At 68.4% G+C, this 18576-nt stretch carries 20 protein-coding genes and 1 tRNA gene; 7 read left to right on the forward strand and 14 right to left on the reverse strand.

Going from position 1 to position 18576, the window contains the following annotated elements:
* Positions 1-49 precede the first annotated feature (49 nt).
* A complete protein-coding gene (locus tag EV379_RS11210; RefSeq protein WP_165397352.1) occupies positions 50-631 on the forward strand; it encodes a TetR/AcrR family transcriptional regulator in 582 nt (193 codons plus the stop codon).
* A 43-nt stretch (positions 632-674) separates the two neighbouring features.
* On the opposite strand, the gene pth is transcribed toward EV379_RS11210, so the two are convergent.
* The 3 genes from pth to EV379_RS11225 all read right to left on the reverse strand — a co-directional run bounded on the left by pth (position 675) and on the right by EV379_RS11225 (position 2617).
* Positions 675-1271, reverse strand: a complete 597-nt coding sequence (gene pth, locus EV379_RS11215; RefSeq protein WP_130506202.1) for an aminoacyl-tRNA hydrolase — start codon at positions 1269-1271, stop codon at positions 675-677.
* A 41-nt stretch (positions 1272-1312) separates the two neighbouring features.
* On the reverse strand, positions 1313-1903 hold the full coding sequence (locus tag EV379_RS11220) for a 50S ribosomal protein L25/general stress protein Ctc (protein ID WP_207226244.1): 591 nt from the start codon (positions 1901-1903) through the stop codon (positions 1313-1315).
* Positions 1904-2089: 186 nt separating this feature from the next.
* Positions 2090-2617 (reverse strand): hypothetical protein, encoded by a 528-nt coding sequence (locus tag EV379_RS11225; RefSeq protein WP_130506203.1) that lies wholly within the window; start codon positions 2615-2617, stop codon positions 2090-2092.
* Between the two features lie 105 nt (positions 2618-2722).
* On the opposite strand from EV379_RS11225, the gene EV379_RS11230 reads away from it, so the two are divergent.
* The gene (locus EV379_RS11230) at positions 2723-3442 is read left to right on the forward strand and encodes a FadR/GntR family transcriptional regulator (RefSeq protein WP_130506204.1); all 720 of its coding nucleotides are present in this window, start codon (positions 2723-2725) and stop codon (positions 3440-3442) included.
* 235 nt (positions 3443-3677) lie between these two features.
* On the opposite strand, the gene EV379_RS11235 is transcribed toward EV379_RS11230, so the two are convergent.
* The 4 genes from EV379_RS11235 to EV379_RS11250 form a co-directional block, all read right to left on the reverse strand.
* The gene (locus tag EV379_RS11235) at positions 3678-4724 is read right to left on the reverse strand and encodes an L-idonate 5-dehydrogenase (RefSeq protein WP_130506205.1); all 1047 of its coding nucleotides are present in this window, start codon (positions 4722-4724) and stop codon (positions 3678-3680) included.
* Between the two features lie 25 nt (positions 4725-4749).
* On the reverse strand, positions 4750-5523 hold the full coding sequence (locus EV379_RS11240; protein ID WP_130506206.1) for an SDR family oxidoreductase: 774 nt from the start codon (positions 5521-5523) through the stop codon (positions 4750-4752).
* A 27-nt stretch (positions 5524-5550) separates the two neighbouring features.
* Positions 5551-6954 carry a GntP family permease gene (locus tag EV379_RS11245; RefSeq protein ID WP_130506207.1) on the reverse strand — a complete coding sequence of 468 codons (1404 nt, stop codon included), beginning with the start codon at positions 6952-6954 and terminating at the stop codon, positions 5551-5553.
* A 115-nt stretch (positions 6955-7069) separates the two neighbouring features.
* A complete protein-coding gene (locus EV379_RS11250) occupies positions 7070-7621 on the reverse strand; it encodes a gluconokinase (RefSeq protein WP_341273535.1) in 552 nt (183 codons plus the stop codon).
* Between the two features lie 317 nt (positions 7622-7938).
* Here EV379_RS11250 and gndA point away from each other — a divergent pair, with 317 nt between their 5' ends.
* Positions 7939-9387, forward strand: coding sequence for an NADP-dependent phosphogluconate dehydrogenase (gene gndA, locus EV379_RS11255; protein ID WP_130507437.1), 1449 nt, complete (start codon positions 7939-7941; stop codon positions 9385-9387).
* 76 nt (positions 9388-9463) lie between these two features.
* On the opposite strand, the gene EV379_RS11260 is transcribed toward gndA, so the two are convergent.
* A complete protein-coding gene (locus EV379_RS11260; protein WP_242616342.1) occupies positions 9464-10765 on the reverse strand; it encodes an APC family permease in 1302 nt (433 codons plus the stop codon).
* Positions 10766-10791: 26 nt separating this feature from the next.
* Between EV379_RS11260 and EV379_RS11265 the strand changes: the two genes are divergently transcribed.
* The 3 genes from EV379_RS11265 to EV379_RS11275 are packed head-to-tail and all read left to right on the forward strand — an operon-like array spanning position 10792 to position 11988.
* Entirely contained in the window at positions 10792-11232 is a 441-nt protein-coding gene (locus tag EV379_RS11265; protein ID WP_242616343.1) for a YidH family protein, read from the forward strand.
* A gap of 6 nt (positions 11233-11238) precedes the next feature.
* Positions 11239-11580, forward strand: a complete 342-nt coding sequence (locus EV379_RS11270) for a DUF202 domain-containing protein (protein WP_130506208.1) — start codon at positions 11239-11241, stop codon at positions 11578-11580.
* A gap of 48 nt (positions 11581-11628) precedes the next feature.
* A complete protein-coding gene (locus EV379_RS11275) occupies positions 11629-11988 on the forward strand; it encodes a hypothetical protein (RefSeq protein WP_130506209.1) in 360 nt (119 codons plus the stop codon).
* Positions 11989-12149: 161 nt separating this feature from the next.
* On the opposite strand, the gene EV379_RS11280 is transcribed toward EV379_RS11275, so the two are convergent.
* The 4 genes from EV379_RS11280 to EV379_RS11295 all read right to left on the reverse strand — a co-directional run bounded on the left by EV379_RS11280 (position 12150) and on the right by EV379_RS11295 (position 15989).
* Positions 12150-12443, reverse strand: coding sequence for a MerR family transcriptional regulator (locus tag EV379_RS11280; protein ID WP_130506210.1), 294 nt, complete (start codon positions 12441-12443; stop codon positions 12150-12152).
* A 961-nt stretch (positions 12444-13404) separates the two neighbouring features.
* Positions 13405-14382: a ribose-phosphate diphosphokinase gene (locus EV379_RS11285; RefSeq protein WP_130506211.1), complete on the reverse strand. Its 978-nt coding sequence runs from the start codon at positions 14380-14382 to the stop codon at positions 13405-13407.
* An 80-nt stretch (positions 14383-14462) separates the two neighbouring features.
* Positions 14463-15887: a bifunctional UDP-N-acetylglucosamine diphosphorylase/glucosamine-1-phosphate N-acetyltransferase GlmU gene (gene glmU, locus EV379_RS11290; RefSeq protein WP_130506212.1), complete on the reverse strand. Its 1425-nt coding sequence runs from the start codon at positions 15885-15887 to the stop codon at positions 14463-14465.
* Positions 15888-15917: 30 nt separating this feature from the next.
* Positions 15918-15989, reverse strand: a tRNA-Gln gene (locus tag EV379_RS11295).
* Positions 15990-16117: 128 nt separating this feature from the next.
* Between EV379_RS11295 and EV379_RS11300 the strand changes: the two genes are divergently transcribed.
* A complete protein-coding gene (locus EV379_RS11300; RefSeq protein WP_130506213.1) occupies positions 16118-16609 on the forward strand; it encodes a MarR family winged helix-turn-helix transcriptional regulator in 492 nt (163 codons plus the stop codon).
* Positions 16610-16777: 168 nt separating this feature from the next.
* Here the strand turns inward: EV379_RS11300 and EV379_RS11305 are convergent, their stop codons facing one another.
* Complete coding sequence (locus EV379_RS11305; RefSeq protein ID WP_055836529.1) at positions 16778-17437, reverse strand: methionine ABC transporter permease; 660 nt, start codon at positions 17435-17437, stop codon at positions 16778-16780.
* Positions 17437-18462 (reverse strand): methionine ABC transporter ATP-binding protein, encoded by a 1026-nt coding sequence (locus EV379_RS11310; RefSeq protein WP_130506214.1) that lies wholly within the window; start codon positions 18460-18462, stop codon positions 17437-17439. The genes EV379_RS11305 and EV379_RS11310 overlap by 1 nt, the downstream gene beginning before the upstream one ends.
* Between the last annotated feature and the right edge of the window lie 114 nt (positions 18463-18576).

Raw genomic sequence — 18576 nt, forward strand, 5'->3', positions numbered from 1 at the left:
GCCCCTACCGGGAGGCCGCTGCCGCCCGCACCGGAATATGGTGGTGTGCATGAGGAGCACACGACCGGGACGAGCGCGCAGCGAGAGCGCGCGGCTGGCGATCATGCACGCGGCGGTCCGACTATTGCCCGAACTGGGTTTTTCGGGGCTCACGATTGAGCGGATCGCCTCGGAGGCGGGCGTCGGCAAACAGACGATCTACCGCTGGTGGCCGTCGAAGAGCGCCATCCTCGCCGAGTGCGTACTCGAGGGCCTCACACCGGGATTCTCACCGGTCGTCGCCAACAGCGGCGACCTCGAGGCCGACCTCACGGAATGGCTGGCCGTGCTGCAGACGGCGCTGGACGAGCCCGGATTCCGCTCGCTGATGCGCGGCATGGTTGTCGCGGCCGTCGAGGACGACGCACTGCGCTCCGCGCTGTACGAGAACCTCGCCCTGCCGAGCGAGCCGCTCCTCGTCGAGCGGCTCGAGGAGGCGCGGACGAGCGGTCAGCTTCGGGGCTCCGCGAGCCCGCGGGTGCTCGCGGAATCACTCGTCGGCGCCGTGCTCTATCGCCTGCTGGCGACCGCGGCCGATCAGAGCGTGCGCGTCGACGACCTGGTGGAGCTGGTGGCTCAGCCGCGGCGGTGAGGCTGCGGCGTCGCGGGATCACCCGGCGACGGAGCCGACGGGCTCAGGCGGAGGGAGCGTGAACCTTCTGCTGCGCGGCGAGGAGTCCGTCGGTGATGACGAGCTCGACGGCATCCGCCGCATCGGAGAGCAGATTCGGCAGAACGGCGCGCTCGGTCGAGGAGAAGCTCTGCAGCACGAAGTCGGCGGGGTCCTGACGTCCGGGCGGGCGGCCGACGCCGACGCGCACCCGGGTGTACTCCGGAGAATTGGCGGCCTTGGCGATGTCGCGCAGGCCGTTGTGCCCGCCGTGACCGCCGCCGGATTTGAGCTTGACGGTGTCAAAGGGGATGTCGAGTTCGTCGTGCACGACGATGAGGCGCTCCAGCGGCAGCGAATAGAACTTGAGCAGCGCGGCGACCGGGCCGCCCGAGGTGTTCATGTAGCTGTTCGACTTCGCGAGCACGAGCTTCGGGCCGCCAGGGCGCAGAAAGCCCTCGGCCACCTGAGCGGGAGTCTTGTGTTTCTTGAACGTCGCACCGATGCGGGAGGCAAGCTCATCCACGACCATCTGGCCGACGTTGTGACGGTGGCTGGCGTAGCCGGGCCCGGGGTTACCGAGCCCGACTACCAACCATGTGTTGCCGGGCGCAGAGTTCACGTGGTGCTCCTTCTGCGCCCGGCGAAACAGGGTGAAAATGATTACTCGGCTGCCGCTTCGGCTGCAGCTTCTGCGGTCTCGTCGCTCTTGGCCGCGGCCAGAGCGTGCACGGCGATGACGAGGGCGTCAGCGTCGGTGAGCAGCGAGGAACCCTTGGGCAGCTCGATCTCCTTGGCGAGGATCTGGGCGCCATCCTGCAGGCCCTCGACGTTCACGACGACGTGCGTCGGGATGTGCGTCGCCTCGGCCTCGAGCAGGAGGGTGTGGAGGTCCTGGTCGACCAGGGTGCCGCTGAAGGCTTCACCCTCGACGTGCACGGCAACCTCAACCTGAACCTTCTCGCCCTTGCGGACGACGATGAGGTCGATGTGCTCGATGATCTGGCGGACCGGGTCCTTCTGGACATCCTTGACGAGGACGAGTTGGCTCTTGCCGTCGATGTCCAGGTCGAGCAGCGCGTTGGACTTGCGCAGGATCAGGCCCATCTGGTGTGCCGGAAGGGTGACGTGCTGCGGCTCGGTGCCGTGACCGTAGATGACGGCGGGGATCTTGCCGACGGCGCGGATCTTGCGGGCAGCGCCCTTGCCGAAGGACTCGCGGACCTCGGTTACAACCTTGTCTACGTCGCTCATGATGATTCTCCTTGTTGGGCGCTGGGCCCAGATCGATGTCTGTCCAGACCGGGAGCCTGGATTGTCAACTCGAACGCATGTCAGCGTGAGGACAAGCCGTGAAGCCCCTCCCACCGCGTCGATAACGGATGCCAGATTCACCCATGCGGGCGATTCGAGGGGCATCCCTCGCCGAAGTTCAGTGGCCTAGTCTACCCGGGAGTTTGCGAGTTTGCTGACGCTGCCGCTTCCGAGCAGTTGCAGGAGCCACGCCCCGGGAATCAGCAGGACGCCCAGCGGCAGCAACACGGTTCTGAGAAGCGGCACGAGGTAGAAGACGAAATCCCGCACGAGGCCGCCCTGCCCCGACACGGCCTGAGTCCAGTTGACGAGGAACACTTCGAGGAGGAATCCAACCACTGCCAGTGCGCAGCCGAGCACGAGGACGCGCCGAGGAGTGAACGTCCGGCGGAGATGCACGCCCTCTCCGTCTTCGGCGGTCGCTCGTCCCACCGTTCCGACAAGCACGTGGCCGAGTAGCGAGAACGCGACAAAGGCGATTCCCAACTGTGTGGCGACACCGTAGCCCAGCGCAACCGCGATCGTGATGGCGTCCGTGTCAGATCGCAGCTGTGTCGGGGCGAGCAGTACTGGGAGCCATCGCGAGGCAAATCCGACGAGAGTCAGGACGATTCCCAGCCACAGCGCCCGTTTCGGATTCAGCCAAGGCTTCATGTCGTGTCTCCCCCACGTCAAACTCGACGGAGGATCCTGTCCCACGCGCGCCCCGCCCCGTCGCGTGCCATCAAGCTACACGCTCCGGCCCGATATCCTCATGACATGAGCTCCCGTCTGCACCAACTCGTGATCGAGAATCTCGGTCAACGAGTTGTGAGCGGAGAGTTGGCCGCAGGAGACACCATGCACGCCGAGCACCTCGAGAATGAACTCGGTGTGTCGCGCTCCGTCGTGCGCGAGGCCGTGCGCGTGCTGGCGTCGCTGGGTCTGGTCGAATCGGTCAAGCGCATCGGCATCCGTGTGCTGCCGATGAGCTCATGGTCACTCTTCGATCCCTCCGTCATCCGCTGGCGCATCGCGTCCGAGGGCAAGGGTGCACAGCTCCGCTCACTCACCGAGCTGCGTTCCGCGGTCGAGCCGGCCGCGGCAGAGCTCGCCGCCGAGCATGCACCGGATGACGCGGCCGCCGAGCTCATGGCCGTCGCCGCGAAGATGCGCGCGGTCGGCCGGTCAGGCGATCTGCAGAAGTTCCTCGAACTCGACATCCACTTCCACAGCCTGGTGCTCTGTGCATCGGGCAACGAGATGTTCACCGAGCTCCGCGGTGTCATCGGCGCGGTCCTGCGTGGACGCACCGACTACGGGCTGATGCCACGGCATCCGCACGAGGAGGCGCTGCAGTGGCACGTCGACGTCGCCGACGCGATCCAGGGCCGCAGGCCGGATGCCGCGCGCGCCGCCATGGACAAGATCATGCGTCGCACCATCGACGAGGTGGAGCAGGTCTGGCAGGATCAGCCCCGCCAGTTCCTCAGCGACTGACCCCGGGTTTCGACAAGCTCAACCAACGGAGGACCGCGGAGCGGTGGCGGGGTGGCCGCGGGGTGTCGAGTTATGACGGCCTCGGATGGGCCCACCTGAAGTCTCCGCGACCCAATCTTGAGAACTGGGCCCGTCCGAGGTTGTCATTGTTTGAGCTGAGGAGCGGGCACCCCGCCATCGCGAAGCCCACCAGGGGCTAACCCGGCGAGCACCCGCCGCGCAGCCCACTGGAGACTCAGGAGAAGCGCAGCAGCACCTTGCCGCTGGCCGCCGAATCCCGGGCGACCTCGAACGCTTCGAGCGCATCCGCCGCGTCGTACTCGTGCGTGACGACCGGCCCCACCTGCAGCGATCCGTCGGCCAGTGCCGCGACCACCTCGTCGATCTCGTCGTTGAAGCGGAAGGATCCGACGAGCTCGAGCTCGCGCGTGATGGCGAGCGAGATGAGCGCCGGCTGCTCGCCGGACGGCAGCAGTCCAACCATGACGACGCGTCCGCCGCGGGTCGTGCCGCGCACGGCCGAGGCCAGTCCGCGGTAGTTGCCGGAGGTCTCGAAGGCGATGTCGGCCCGCACGGCGGCGATCGCATCGGCATCCGTGGCCACGATCGTGCTGGTCGCGCCGAGGGCCGTTGCGATCTCGAGCGGCTTCTCGAACATGTCGACGGCCACGATCTCGGCCGCGCCGGCGCGCTTGAGCACGGCGACGACGAGCGCGCCGATCGGTCCGCTGCCGACGACGAGCACACGCTTGCCCGCGACGTCGCCCGCCCGGGCGACCGCGTGCCAGGCCACGGCGGCCGGCTCAACGAGAGCCGCGTCGCGCAGCGAGAGGCCGGCTGGCAGTGCACGCAGCATTCGCGCCGGCAGCACCGCGTAGCGCGCGAACGCGCCCTCGGTGTGCGGGAAGCGCGCGGCGCTGCCGAGGTAGGTGCAGCCTGGCGAGAGGTTCGGCCGGTCGGCCGGGAAGGGCGATCCGTCACCGGGGCCCGGCGTCGCGGGGTGCACGGCGACCTCGGTCCCGGCAGCCGGCCCGCTGCCGTCGGCGGCCGCGACGAGCACGCGCCCGACGACCTCGTGGCCGAGCAGCATCGGCGCCTTGAGCACAGACTCCCCCGCGGCGCCGTGCTGCCAGTAGTGCAGATCGGAGCCGCAGATGCCGCCGTAGGCGATCTCGACGACGACCTCGTTGGCTGCCGGAGTCGGAACCGGAACGGATTCGATGCGCATGTCGCCCGCGCTGTGCGCGACGACGCCGAGGGTCTCGGTGGGGATGGTGCTCATGTGTGTCTCCCGTGTGTCGGTGCTGCTAGACGACGACGGTCATGCCGCCGTCGATGAAGACGACCTGACCGTTGACGAAGTTCGAGCCGGCCGAGGCCAGCCAGACCGCCGGACCGACGAGGTCATCGACGGTGCCCCAGCGGTGCGCGGGTGTGCGGCCGAGGATCCACTCGTTGAAGACGGTGTCGTCGACGAGCTTCTGGGTCATCTCGGTGTGGATGTAGCCGGGCGCGATCGCGTTGATCTGCAGGCCGTGCTCCGCCCATTCGGCCGTCATGGCGCGCGTGAGATTGCGGATGCCGCCCTTCGACGCCGTGTACGGCGCGATGGTTGGGCGGGCGAGATCGGTCTGCACCGAGGCGACGTTGATGATCTTGCCCGCACCGCGCGGGATCATGTGGCGCGCGGCCTCGCGTCCGACGAGGAACGCGCTGGTGAGGTTGGTGCGGAGCACCCGCTCCCAGTCGTCGACATCGAGGTCGAGCATGGGAACGCGGTGCTGCACGCCGGCGTTGTTGACGAGGATGTCGAGCGGCCCGACCTCGGCCTCGACCCAGCTGATTCCGGCTGCCGCGGCTGCGGCATCCGTCACGTCGAAGGTGATCGCGCGCACGCGCTCCTCGCCGAACTCGGCCGCGAGTGCCACGCGGGCGCCCTCGAGTCGTTGTTCGTCGAGTCCGTTGAGGACGACCGTGGCACCCGCGGCGGCGAGGCCGCGGGCAATGGCGGAGCCGATGCCACGGCTGGACCCCGTGACGAGGGCGACCTTGCCCGTGAGATCGAACATGTTCGCTGTCATTGCTCTCTCCGTTTCAGTCCGCTGGCGTTAGAAGGTGCTCGCGACGAGGTAGATCGCGAGCGAGAAGACGAAGCCACAGACACCGATGAGGGCCTGGCCGACCGTCCACGTCTTGAGCGTCGTCTTGGTGTCCATGCCGAAGAACTTGCTGACGAGCCAGAAGCCGGAGTCGTTCACGTGACCGGCGAACACGGAACCGGCGGCGAGGCTGAGCACGATCGCGACGGTCTGCACGGCGTTGAAGTCGGGGTTCCCGAGCACGACGGGCTGGATCAGCGCGGCCGCAGTGGTGAGCGCGACGGTGGCCGAACCCTGCGCGAGGCGCACGACGGCGGCGATCACGAATCCGGCGACGATCACGGGCAGGCCGATGGCATCGAGCGACTCTGCGATCGCGTTGCCGATGCCGCTGGCGCGGAGGACGCCACCGAACATGCCGCCGGCGCCGGTGATGAGGATGATGGAACAGATCGGGCCGAGTGCGCTGTCGACGACGGTCTCGACGAGCGAGCGCTCCTTCTGCTGGCGCCATCCGAGCAACCACATGGCCAGGAGCACGGTGATGAGCAGGGCGATCGGGGTCTCACCGAGCGCGCGGAGCGCCTGGACCCAGCCGTCCTCGAGCGAGACGATGCCGGCGGTGCCGAGCATGTTCAGGCCGGTGTTGAGGAAGATGAGGCCGAGCGGCAGCAGCAGGAGGAAGACGATCGTGCCGAGCTTCGGCGCGGAGCGGAACTTGTTCTCGATCGAGTCGGCAGGAGCGTCGAGGATCGTGGGAACGGGAATGTTGAAGCGGCGGCCGAGGAAGTGACCGAAGAGGTAACCGGTGAGGTACCAGGTGGGGATCGCGACGAGCAGACCGAACACCATGACGAGTCCAACATCGGCGCCGAGCAGGCCGGTCGCGGCGACGGGGCCGGGGTGCGGCGGCACGAAGATGTGCATGACGGAGAATGCCGCTGCTGCGGGGAACGCGTAGGTCAGCAGCGAGCCGCCGAGACGGCGGGCGACCGTGAAGATGATCGGCAGCATCACGACGAGGCCGGCGTCGAAGAAGATCGGGAAGCCGAACATCAGCGAGGCGACCGACAGGGCGAGCGGGGCACGCTTCTCGCCGAAGGTCTTGATCAGGGCGTTCGTGAGCACCTCTGCCCCGCCGCTGACCTCGAGCATGCGGCCGAGCATGGCACCAAGACCGACGAGGAGCGCCACGCTGCCGAGTGTCGAGCTGAAGCCGCTCATCAGGGTCGGCACGAGGCCGACGGCCGGGATGCCGGTGGCGATCGCGGTCACGACGCTGACCACGATCAGGGCCACGAAGGCGTGAATGCGGAGTTTCATGATCAATACGAGCAGCAGGGCGATCGCGCCCACCGCAACGAGCAGGAGCCCGGGTGTATTGAGCGTCCAGTTGAGCTCGAGGTCAGTCATCGTTGTCTATTCCTTTTGTGTGATTCATGGTGCGCATCGGGGGCAATGCGCCGGCTCGGGCGTGCGCGCGGGGTTGCGCACGGCCGTGAAGTGGTGGGGCAGCGGTGCTCGGCGATCAGACGCCGGTCGCGAGAGCGCGAAGCTCTGCGCTGACGGAGGCGACGATCTCGTCTGGGCTCTTCGTGAGGTCAACGATCAGGGCACGTTCGTCGCTCTGCAACGGTTCCAAGGTGGTGAACTGCGAGTCGAGCAAGGTGTTCGGCATGTACTCGTGCACGCGGTGGCTCTGGCGCTCGGAGATCACGGAACGCGCCCCGTTCAAGTGTACGAAGACGGTGCTGGGAGCGTACGCAATGAGCTGCTCGCGATACTTGCGCTTGAGCGCGGAGCACGCGACGACGATCGGCCGACCGTCGGCGAGTTCGGAGCCGATGCGTTCGGCGATGATCTCGAGCCAGGGGGCACGGTCCTCGTCATTCAACGGATTGCCCGCGGCCATCTTGGCCTTGTTCGCGCTGGGGTGCAGATCGTCGCCGTCGATGAACTCGATGCCGAGCGCCGCGGCCAGGGCGGTGCCGATCGTCGATTTGCCGGATCCGGAGACGCCCATGACGATGAGCGGCGGAACGCCCGACGATTCGCTCGCGGTCACGTTGCTGTCAGGCACGGTATTCACTCCTCAGACGCTTCATTACATCTGATTCTTCATCGATACAGGATCCATAAATCAGATTTATTACGACAACCGTATCACGCAGTTTCTCGCCCAGCTCCCCCACAATTCGCGCCCATCCGGAGCTCATCCGGCGCCCAGAGAGCTCCCAGAACCTCTCTTTCTGCGCGCCGTCGGGCGGGTGCGCCGTCACACAACGGGCAGTTGAAACCGACGCCGCGCAGTTTTGCTAGCGTGTATCGCGGGTGCATCATTCTGCACGCCACCTCCCCACTGCGCATTAGGAGATTTCCATGTCAGAATCACCGGCCATGTCCGAAGCCCAGGCCAACATTGGCGTGATCGGAATGGCGGTGATGGGCTCGAACCTCGCCCGCAACCTCGCCAGCCGCGACGGCAACACGGTCGCCATCTTCAACCGCTCCGCCGAGAAGACACGCGCCGTCACCGCCGAGTTCCCGGATGCCGGCTTCGTCGCATCCGAGACCATCGAGGAGTTCGCCGCGTCGCTGCAGAAGCCGCGCACCGCGATCATCATGGTCCAGGCCGGCCGCGCCACCGACGCCGTGATCACCCAGCTGACCGAGGTCTTCGAGCCGGGCGACATCATCGTCGACGGCGGCAACGCACTCTTCACCGACACCATCCGCCGTGAGGCCGCCGTGCGCGCAACGGGCATCAACTTCGTCGGCGCCGGCATCTCCGGCGGCGAGGAGGGCGCGCTCCTCGGGCCTTCGATCATGCCGGGTGGATCCGCCGAGGCCTGGGAGACCCTCGGTCCGATCCTCAAGTCCATCGCCGCCGTCGTCGACGGTGAGCCCTGCGTCACGCACGTCGGCACCGACGGTGCAGGTCACTTCGTCAAGATGATCCACAACGGCATCGAGTACGCCGACATGCAGCTCATCGCCGAGGCCTACGACCTGATCCGTCGCGGAACGGGCAAGACCCCGGCCGAGATCGCCGACATCTTCGCCGAGTGGAACACGGGCGAGCTCGAGAGCTACCTGATCGAGATCACTGCAGAGGTGCTCAAGCAGGTCGACCCGCAGACCGGCGCCCCGCTCGTGGACGTCATCCTCGACCAGGCCGGTTCCAAGGGCACCGGCGTGTGGACCGTGCAGACGGCCCTCGACCTCGGCATCCCCGTCTCCGGCATCGCCGAGGCCGTGTTCGCCCGCTCGCTGTCGTCGAAGCCGGCCCAGCGCGCCGCGTCATCCGCGTTGCCCGGCCCGGACGGCGACTTCGTCGTCGCCGACGCCGACGCCTTCGTCGAAGACGTGCGTCTGGCCCTCTACGCATCGAAGGTCATCGCCTACTCGCAGGGCTTCGACGCCATCGTCGCCGGCGCCGAGCAGTACGGCTGGGACATCAAGAAGGGCGAGATCGCGAAGATCTGGCGCGGCGGTTGCATCATCCGCGCTCGCTTCCTCAACCGCATCACCGAGGCCTACGCCGAGGATCCGGCACTCGTGGCCCTGGTCACCGCGCCGTTCTTCGTCGACGTGATGGCCAGCACCCAGGCGGCCTGGCGCCGCGTCGTCGTGGCCGCCGCTGAGGCCGGCATCCCCTCGCCCGCCTTCTCCTCCTCGCTCGCGTACTACGACGGCCTGCGCGCGGAGCGCCTGCCCGCCGCACTCGTGCAGGGTCAGCGCGACTTCTTCGGTGCGCACACCTACAAGCGCGTCGACCAGGACGGCACGTTCCACACGCTGTGGTCCGGCGACCGCAGCGAGATCCAGGCGGTCGACGCTCACTAGCGCGACGCCCGCCGATCGGGCCTGTCACCAGCGCAGAACGCGCCGTCTCACCCGGTGAAGCGGCGCGTTCCGCGTCTCAGGCGGCGGTGCGAAGCCGGGCCAGCCGGATGCCGCGAGCGGCGACCCCGATGCCCAACACGAGCGCCGCGATCAGCACGCCCTGCCATGGCAGTGTGAAGGCCAACACCGTGCAGCCGATCACGCCGACGATCGGCACGGCCCGGTTCAGCCAGCGCTCGGCGCGCGGCTGCCGCAGCGCGGCCAGGTGCGCGATGGCGTAGTAGACGAGCACGCAGGTTGCGGAGAAGCCGACGAGCCAGGCCGAGTCGAGCAGCAACACGGCCGCGATGGCGAGCACGGCGACGCTCGCCTCGGCGACCACGGGTGAACTCGTCCGCGCCGAGACGCGGCTGAGGGCCCCGGGCAGCTCGCTGTCCCGTGCCATGGCGAGGCCCGTGCGGCTGAGACCGGCCAGGATGCCGAGCAGCGAGCCGAGGCAGGCCAGCGCGGCGACGAGGCTGACGACGAGTACCCAGCCGCCGGCTGCGGCGGTTGTGCCCCATGCACCATTGGCCCCCGTGACGACCGCGGCGAGCTCGGCCAGCGGAGAGGTGGATCGTGCGAGCCTGTCCGGTCCGAGCACGAGAACGCAGGCGGTTCCGACGGCCGCGTAGAGCACGAGCGCGACACCGAGCGCCGCCAGGATCGCGCGCGGCAGGGTGTGCCGAGGGTTCCTGGCCTCCTCGCCGAGCGTCGCCATGCGGGCGTAGCCGGCGAAGCAGAAGAACAACAGGCCGGCCGATTGCAGGATGCCGAGCCAGCCGGCATCCGGGTCGCCGAGGGGCGCGCCGGCCGGCGTGCCGCCGGCGATCTGGCCCCCGGCCGCGAGCCAGAGCGCCACGAGCACGAGCAGCGCGCAGAGCCCGGCGAGCACGACCGCGACGACAGCGCCGCTGACCCTGGCCGTGCTGCGCACCCCGAGGGCGTTGACGGTGCCGAGCACGAGGATCACGGCGACGGCGACGAGGCGCTCGTTTCCCGGCCACAGGTATCCGCCGGCGATCAGGGCGATCGCCCCCGCCGATGCGGTCTTGCCCGCGAGGAAGAGCCAGCCGGCCGAGAAGCCCCACCAGGGTCCGAGCAGGGCGCGACCGTATGCGTATGCCCCGCCGGAGACCGGATGCGCCATGGCGAGCTGGGCCGAGCTCAGCGCGTTCAGGGTGGCCACGACGGCGGCGATCAGCAGCCCGATCAGCAGCCCGGATCCGGCGACGGCGGCGGCGGGCGCCCAGACGAAGAAGACGCCGGCCCCGACCATCGAGGCGAGGCCGATGGCCATCGCTCCCGGAATACCGAGGTGCCGTTGCAGCGTGTTCACCCGCTGATCGTAGCGAAGCGGGGTGAATGGCAAGTGACGAATGGCCGCTGGCGAACGCTGGCGCCGGCCGGCATCCGCAATACTGGAAGCCGGCAAGCGACGAGGAGCACCAGATGCAGAACCCCCGGTGGCGACAGCAGGGCGAGGAGCCCGACTACCGCTTCACGCTCGCGAACGAGCGCACCTTCCTCGCCTGGATCCGCACCGCGTTGGCCCTGCTGGCCGGTGGCGTGCTGCTGCACCAGTTCTCGCACTCCCTCGGCCCACGCTGGGTCGTGGTCGCACTCGCCGTGCTGCTCGCCGTGATCGGCGCCGTGCTGAGCGTGATCGCCTACACCCGCTGGCGCGCGAACGAGATCGCGATGCGCACAGGTGAGCCGCTGCCGTTCACGCTGCTGCTGCCGCTGCTGGCCGGCTTCTCGCTGGTCACCGCCGCCGTCATCGCCGTGCTCATGGTGTTCGGGTAACCAACGATGACGAGCGCGAATCCGGCTGGTCGCCCGCCGCGCGACCCGGGTCTGCAACCGGAGCGCACTGCCCTGGCGTGGAACCGCACGGCGCTGGCCGTTGCGGTGAACGGCGTGCTCGTGTTGCGCGCCGGCCTGGTTGGCAGCGCTCCGCTGTTCCTCGGTGTCGGCGCCGTGCTGCTGCTCGCCGCCGCGGGTGCGACCGCCTACTCCTCCGTGCGCAAGCGTCAGCTGCTGCGCGCGGTCGGCGCTCCCCCGACGAGCAGCCCGACCGCGCTGGCCCTGGCCGCGCTCGTGACCCTGCTGGCCAGCGGGGCAGGCATCGCCTCGATTCTGACCATCCGCTGATCAGCCGCGCGGGCCGAGCTGTGCCCGCGAACTGAGATGATGGAAGCGATGAGCAACTACCCAGAACTCGCCATTCACGACGACGACGATTCCCGTCCCCTGCACGGCAATCGGCGCAGGCGCCTGACCCAGATCGTCGTGCTGCTCTGCGTGCTCGGGCTGGTTCTGCCGACGATCCTCACGACCGTCAGCGTGTCGGCGGCAACGGCGGACAGGGCCTGCCAGGTGACCGTCGCGGCCTACGTGCCGGATGCCGGCGGCTCCCGCGCCGGATTCGAGCTGTTCGGCGAAGGCGGCCCAGGCTGGCAGTGCTACTCGCTCAACCAGAGCGGGGCGGAGCGCCACCTGGCGCCGCTCGGACTGATGCCAGGAGTCCCATCCGGCATCGTGCGCGGCCAGCAGAGCTAGCGCGCGGCCACCCGCTGTCAAGAAACGCAGGAGCAGAGCTTCGGCGCTTCCGTGGAGCGCGCGGCGAGTCTCTCCTCCTGCGTTTCTGAACTGTTCTGCGGTTCTGAACTGTTCTGCGGTTCTGAACTGTTCTGCGTTTCTGAACTGTTCAGGCCTGCCGCTCAGTCGCTCGGGAACACCCGCTTGTAGCGGCGCCCGTCCGGCAGTTCGACGGTCTGCGCTTCGAGCTGGCCGCGGGACACCCGCAGGTAGATCGCCTGCACGGAGACGCCGAGCTTCTCAGCCGCCTCGGCCACAGAGAGGCCGGGCAGATCGGTGGGCTTGGCGCTCGGGCGGGCCGAGCGCTTGCGACCCGCCTCGTGCCTGGCGGCGATCTCCTCGTCGCTGCCCTGCCACCGCGCCTTCGCGGCGGCGGGGCTGAGTCCGGCGGCCTCGCCCAGTCGGTCCCAGCTCACGCCGGCCGCGACGGCCGCGCGGACGGCGGCAAGCGTGGCTGGCTCCGCCTCGAGCGCGGCAAGCAGGCCGCGGATGGCGGCGAGGCGACCGAGGGCGGCGGCATCCGGTGACGCGTCCGCTGCCGTGTCGAGTGAGAGCAGCAGTTCGAGTGCCGAACGGGTGTCGGGGGCGAGGAAGGCGATGGCGGGCTCCGGAGGTTGCAGGGCGAACGACTCTGCGCCGAGTTTAGTCGCGCGGGAGACGCCGACACCCGGTCGAGAGTGCAGGAATTGCGCCGTTTCAGCCGCGACGTGCGCGAAAACTGCACTCTCGGCGGGGTGCGGATGCCGGGGCGGCCGTCAGCGCAGACGCGCTCAGGGCTTCGCGAGCGGCGCTGCTCGTTCCTCGCGGCGCCGTTCGCTCGAGCCAGCGTGCAGAGGGGCGTACAGCCGACCGCGGCACGCCTCGACAGGCGACGGTGGCACGGATGCCGGGGCGGCCGTCAGCGGAGACGCGCTCGGGGCTTCGAGCCAGCGTGCAGAGCGGCGTACAGCCGACCGCGGCACGCCTCGACAGGCGACCGTGGCACGGATGCCGGGGCGGCCCTCAGCGCAGATGCGCTCGGGGCTTCGCGAGCGGCGCTGCTCGTTCCTCGCTGCGCCGTTCGCTCGAGCCAGCGTGCAGAGGGCTGCGGGCGCGTCAGACTGGCGGACCCCACGGCGGCAGAAGCAGGAGCGGGACGCTCACACCACGGCGGCTGAAGGAGCGCCAGCGACTGAAGCCCTGACACGTTCGACGGACTCGGTGCCGCGGTTGAGCGGGCGGAGCGGGTCAGACTCTACTCAGAGGTGTGCGTTCGAGCGGAGGCGCACCAGCATCGGTGGCGGTTCCTGCGGGTGCCAGAGTTGGGGCTGCCGCCTTGCTTGCCGCTGGCGCGGCAAGCCTTTCGCCGCGTGACAAAAAGGCGCGCAGCGCCTTTTGTCAGGCGGCGCCGTCGAACATGCTCGTGACGGAGCCGTCCTCGAAGACCTCGTGGATGGCGCGGGCCAGCATCGGGGCGATGGGCAGCACCGTGAGGCGGTCCCATTGCTTCTCGGCAGGCAACGGCAGGGTGTCGGTGACGACGACCTCGTCGATGAAGTCGCTCTGCAGCAGCTCGGTGGCCGGGTCGCTGAAGACGGCGTGCGTCGCGGCAACGACGACGCCGATGGCGCCGGCGGCCTTGAGCGCCTCAGCGGCCTTGACGATGGTGCGGCCGGTGTCGATGAGGTCATCGACGAGCAGGCAGACACGACCCTCGACCGGGCCGATGATCTCGTGCACCGAGACCTGGTTCGGCACCAGCGGGTCGCGACGCTTGTGGATGATGGCCAGCGGGGCGCCGAGCTTGTCGCTCCAGATGTCGGCGACGCGCACGCGGCCCATGTCCGGCGAGACGACGGTGAGGGTCGCGGGGTCCAGCTTCTGCTGGAAGTGCTTGAGCAGCACCGGCATGGCGAAGAGGTGGTCGACGGGGCCGTCGAAGAAGCCCTGGATCTGTGCGGCGTGCAGGTCGACGCTCATGATGCGGTCGGCACCGGCCGCCTTGAACAGATCGGCGATGAGACGGGCGGAGATCGGCTCGCGGCCACGGCCTTTCTTGTCCTGGCGGGCGTAGGGATAGAACGGGGCGACGACGGTGATGCGCTTGGCCGACGCACGCTTGAGCGCGTCCACCATGATCAGCTGCTCCATGATCCACTCGTTGATGGGAGCGGTGTGCGACTGGATCACGAAGGCGTCGCATCCGCGAACGCTCTCGTCGAATCGTGTGTACAGCTCACCGTTGGCGAAGGTCCTGGCATCCGTCGGCACCAGCTCGGAACCGAGCTCGGCCGCGATGTCGAGTGCAAGCTGCGGGTGCGCCCGCCCCGACACGAGAACGAGGCGCTTTTCTCCGCTGGACTTGATTCCGGACACGTGTGGTCTCGCTCTCCCCGACGACTGGCCGTCGAATGTGTTGTATTGGGTGCTGCTGTGATGCTGAGGTGCGTGTGGCGCTAGGCCGAAGCGGCCTGCGCCGCGTCATCTGCAGCGCTTCCGGCCCGGTTGGCGTGAACCCAGCCGTCCATGTTGCGCTGCGGGGCGACGTTGATGGCCAGGGCACCGGCTGGCACGTTCTTGCGAACGACCGTTCCGGCACCCGTATACGCTCCGTCACCAATTGTAATCGGCGCGACGAACACCCCGTGCGACCCGGTGCGCACGTGCGAACCGATCTGCGAGGAGTGCTTGTTGACGCCGTCGTAATTGGCAAAGATCGAGCCGGCGCCGATGTTGGACTGCTCGCCGATCGTGGCGTCGCCCACGTAGCTCAGGTGCGGAACCTTGCTGCCCGTGCCGATCTTCGCGTTCTTCGTCTCGACGAAGGCGCCGATCTTGCCGTCGGTGCCGAGGATCGTTCCGGGGCGCAGGAAGGCGAACGGCCCGACGGTCGCCGCGGCGCCGACGACCGCGAGGGTGGCGTCACTGCGGCGCACCTCTGCGCCCTCGCCGATCTCGCAGTCGCGCAGCGTCGTGTCCGGGCCGATGATCGCGCCGGTCTCGACGACGGTCGAGCCGAGGATCTGGGTGCCTGGCAGCACGGTGACGTCGGGGGCGAGCTTCGCCTTGAGGTCGATCCACGTGCTCGCCGGGTCCTGGATGGTGACGCCGGCCAGCTGCCAGCCGCGCACGATGAGGGCGTTCAGCCGCAGTCCGGCCTCGGCGAGCTGGGCGCGGTCGTTCACGCCGGCGACGAGCCAGGCCTCCGCGACCGGAACCGCGCTGACGTCGGAGCCTGCTGCACGCAGCAGACCGATGACGTCGGTCAGGTACTTCTCGCCCTGGGCGTTGTCCGTGGTCAGCTTGCCGAGCTGCTCGCGCAGCGCGGCGGCCGAGAACACGTAGATGCCGGCGTTGCCCTCGCCGATGGCGAGCTGCTCCGGCGTCGCATCCTTCTGCTCGACGATGGCGTCGAATGCGCCGGAATCGCCGCGCACGATGCGGCCATAGCCGGTCGCGTCGTCATAGACGGCCGACATCACGGTGGCGGATGCCGCGCTCTCGCGGTGCGCGGCGACGAACTGTGCGAGCGTCTCCGCGTCGAGCAGCGGCACGTCGCCGTTGACGACGAGCACGTCGCCGTCGAAGTCGGCCGGCAGGGCGTCGACGGCCTGCTCGACGGCACGACCGGTTCCGGGGATCTCGTCCTGGTCGACGATGATGCTCTCGGGAAGCTGCGCGGACACGACCTCGACGACCCGCTCACGCTCGTAGCGCACGACGGTCACGACGCTCTGCGCATCGAGCGCTGCGGCGGTGGCGAGCACGTGGCTGACCAGCGGCAGGCCGGCGATGGGGTGCAGCAGCTTCGGGAGCGACGACTTCATGCGGGTGCCCTGCCCCGCCGCGAGAACGACGATGGCCAGCTTCTGATCGGTCATGAAGACGACCCTCTCTCTCAAACGTGAGTGCTCCGCCGCCAGGACTCGAACCTAGACCTAACAGCTCCAAAGGCTGTCGTGCTGCCATTACACCACGGCGGATTGCGCGGAATCGGATTCCGCGCGCCCTCCAGTCTGCCAGATCGAGCCTTCGCTTTTTGACGTCGCAGCGCAGCCGTTTCACGTCCATATGCGTCCGGCGCCCGGCATCCGCCCCCGATAATAGGAGAATGCCCACGAGTGATGAAGTCGACCGCATCGTCGATGCGTGGCTGCGCGAGCGCCCCGATCTGAATTTCGCGCCGCTGCAGGTCCTCTCCCGCGTCGGCCGCCTGGCGAAGCACCTCGACCGTGCGCGGCGCACCGCCTTCGCCCTCTCCGAGCTCGAGTCCTCCGAGTTCGATGTGCTCTCGGCGCTCCGCCGTGCCGGCAGCCCGTTCCAGCTCTCCCCCAAGCAGCTGCTGCAGCAGACCCTGGTCTCCAGCGGCACCATGACGAATCGCATCGACCGCCTCGTCACCCGGGAGCTCGTGCAACGCCGCACCGACCCGAACGACGGCCGCGGCATCCTGGTCATGATGACGCCGGCGGGCCTCAGCCGGGTGGATGCCGCGATCACCCGCCTCGTCGATGCGGAGGCCGAGCTGCTCGGCGCCCTCAGCGCGCAGGAACAGGAGCGCCTCGCCGGACTGCTGCGCAAGCTCAGCCTCGACTTCGACTGAGCCCTCACCGCGCACGCGCTCAGGGCTTCGCAGGCGTCGCTGCTCCTTCGTCGCTGCGCCGCTTGCTCGAGCCATCGTTCAGCATGCTGGCTCGAGGGAGCAGCCGAGGAACGAGGCCGCCCCGAAGCCCTGACACACGCGAAGCACGTCGCTCCGACCGCGGCGGAGCTAGCGGCGGAGCGCCTTCCGCGCCAGCTTGTTGCCGAGGAACTGCACGAGCTGCACGAAGATCACGATCAGGAAGACGGCGGCCCAGGTGACGACGGGTTCGAACTGCCGGTAGCCATAGAGCTGAGCGAAGTAGCCGAGCCCTCCGCCACCGATGAAGCCGGCCATGGCCGTCATGTCGATGATGGCGACGACGATGAAGGTGTAGCCGAGGATCAGCGGCCCGAGCGCCTCGGGGATCACGATCGTGCGCAGAATCCGCACCGGTCCTGCGCCCATCGCGCGACCGGCCTCTATGACGCCTGGCGACACCGTGATGAGGTTCTGTTCGACGATGCGGCCGATCGCGAAGGAGGCCGCGAGCGAGAGCGCGAAGATCGCCGCGTTGTTGCCGATACCCGTTCCGATGACGGCGCGGGTCAGCGGCTGCAGTGCGGCGATGAAGATGATGAACGGGATCGGCCGGAAGAAGTTGATCACGACGTTCAGAATCGTGAAGATCGTCTTGTTGGGCAGCAGGCTCCCAGCCCTGGTCGAGTAGAGGCCGAGGCCGAGGAGCAGTCCGCCGAGACCACCGAAGAGCAGCGTCGCCGAGACCATGTAGAGGGTCTCGAATGCGGCTTCCCAGAATTCGGGCTGGAGTTCGAGCAGCTTGTCCATCAGCGCGCCTCCGTCACTTCGGTCGTGGCGGCAATGTCGGCGAGCACACCGTCGATGACGGCATCCTCACCCCGCAGCGCCAGCGTGAGGTGCCCGAAGGCCTTGCCCTGGATGTCGTTGATGCCGCCGTAGACGAGCTCGAACTCGATCCCGGCCTGGGCGAGTCGGAGGAACACGGATGACTGGCTGGCGTCGCCGTCACGGAACGAGAGCGTGACGATGCGCCCGAGGTGGCGCTCGCGCAGCGCGGCGATCTCGGCCGGCGACGGAACACCCTTGACCACGGTGCCGACGAACTTCTGGCTGGACGCGTTCTGGGGGCTGGAGAAGACGTCGAAGACCTCGCCGCTCTCGATGATGTGGCCCTTGTCCATCACGGCGACCTTGGTGGCGAGGCTCTGAATCACCTCCATCTCGTGGGTGATCACCACCATCGTCACGCCGAACTCCTGATTGACGCGCTTGAGCAGGGCGAGCACCTCCTGCGTCGTCTCCGGGTCGAGCGCGCTTGTCGCCTCGTCGCAGAGCAGGATGCGCGGCTCGGTGGCGAGGGCGCGGGCGATGCCGACGCGCTGCTTCTGGCCGCCAGAGAGCTGCTCCGGGTAGTTCTTGGCCTTCTCGCTCAGTCCGACGAACTCGAGCAGCTCGTCGACGCGGGCCTGGATCTTCTCCTTCGACGCGCCTGCGACGCGGAGCGGGTATGCCACGTTGTTCCACACCGTCTTGGCGCTGAACAGGTTGAACTGCTGGAAGATCATGCCGATGCCGAGGCGCACGGGGCGGAGCTGCTTCTCCGGCAGCCCTGCGAGCTCCTGGCCGTCGACGACGACGCTGCCGCTCGTGACCGGCTCGAGGGCGTTGATGAGTCGCACGAGGGTGCTCTTGCCTGCACCGGAGTAGCCGATGATGCCGTAGACGTCACCGGCCTCGATGTCGAGACTCACGTCGTCAATGGCGACGACGGCGTCTCCGCCGTCCGGGTTCGGGTACGCCTTCGTGACGTGCTGCAGGCTGACAAGAGCCATGGATACTCCTTAGCGGCGGGGCGCGGGGTGGTTGCCGGCCGCTGACTTGTTAACGGGTGATGCGGCCGGGCGGGGAACCTGGCGCCATTGTGTGGCGCAGGTGTCCCCGCCGGG

It is taken from the genome of Microterricola gilva (assembly GCF_004217495.1).
GTDB classification, from domain to species: Bacteria; Actinomycetota; Actinomycetes; order Actinomycetales; family Microbacteriaceae; genus Microterricola; species Microterricola gilva.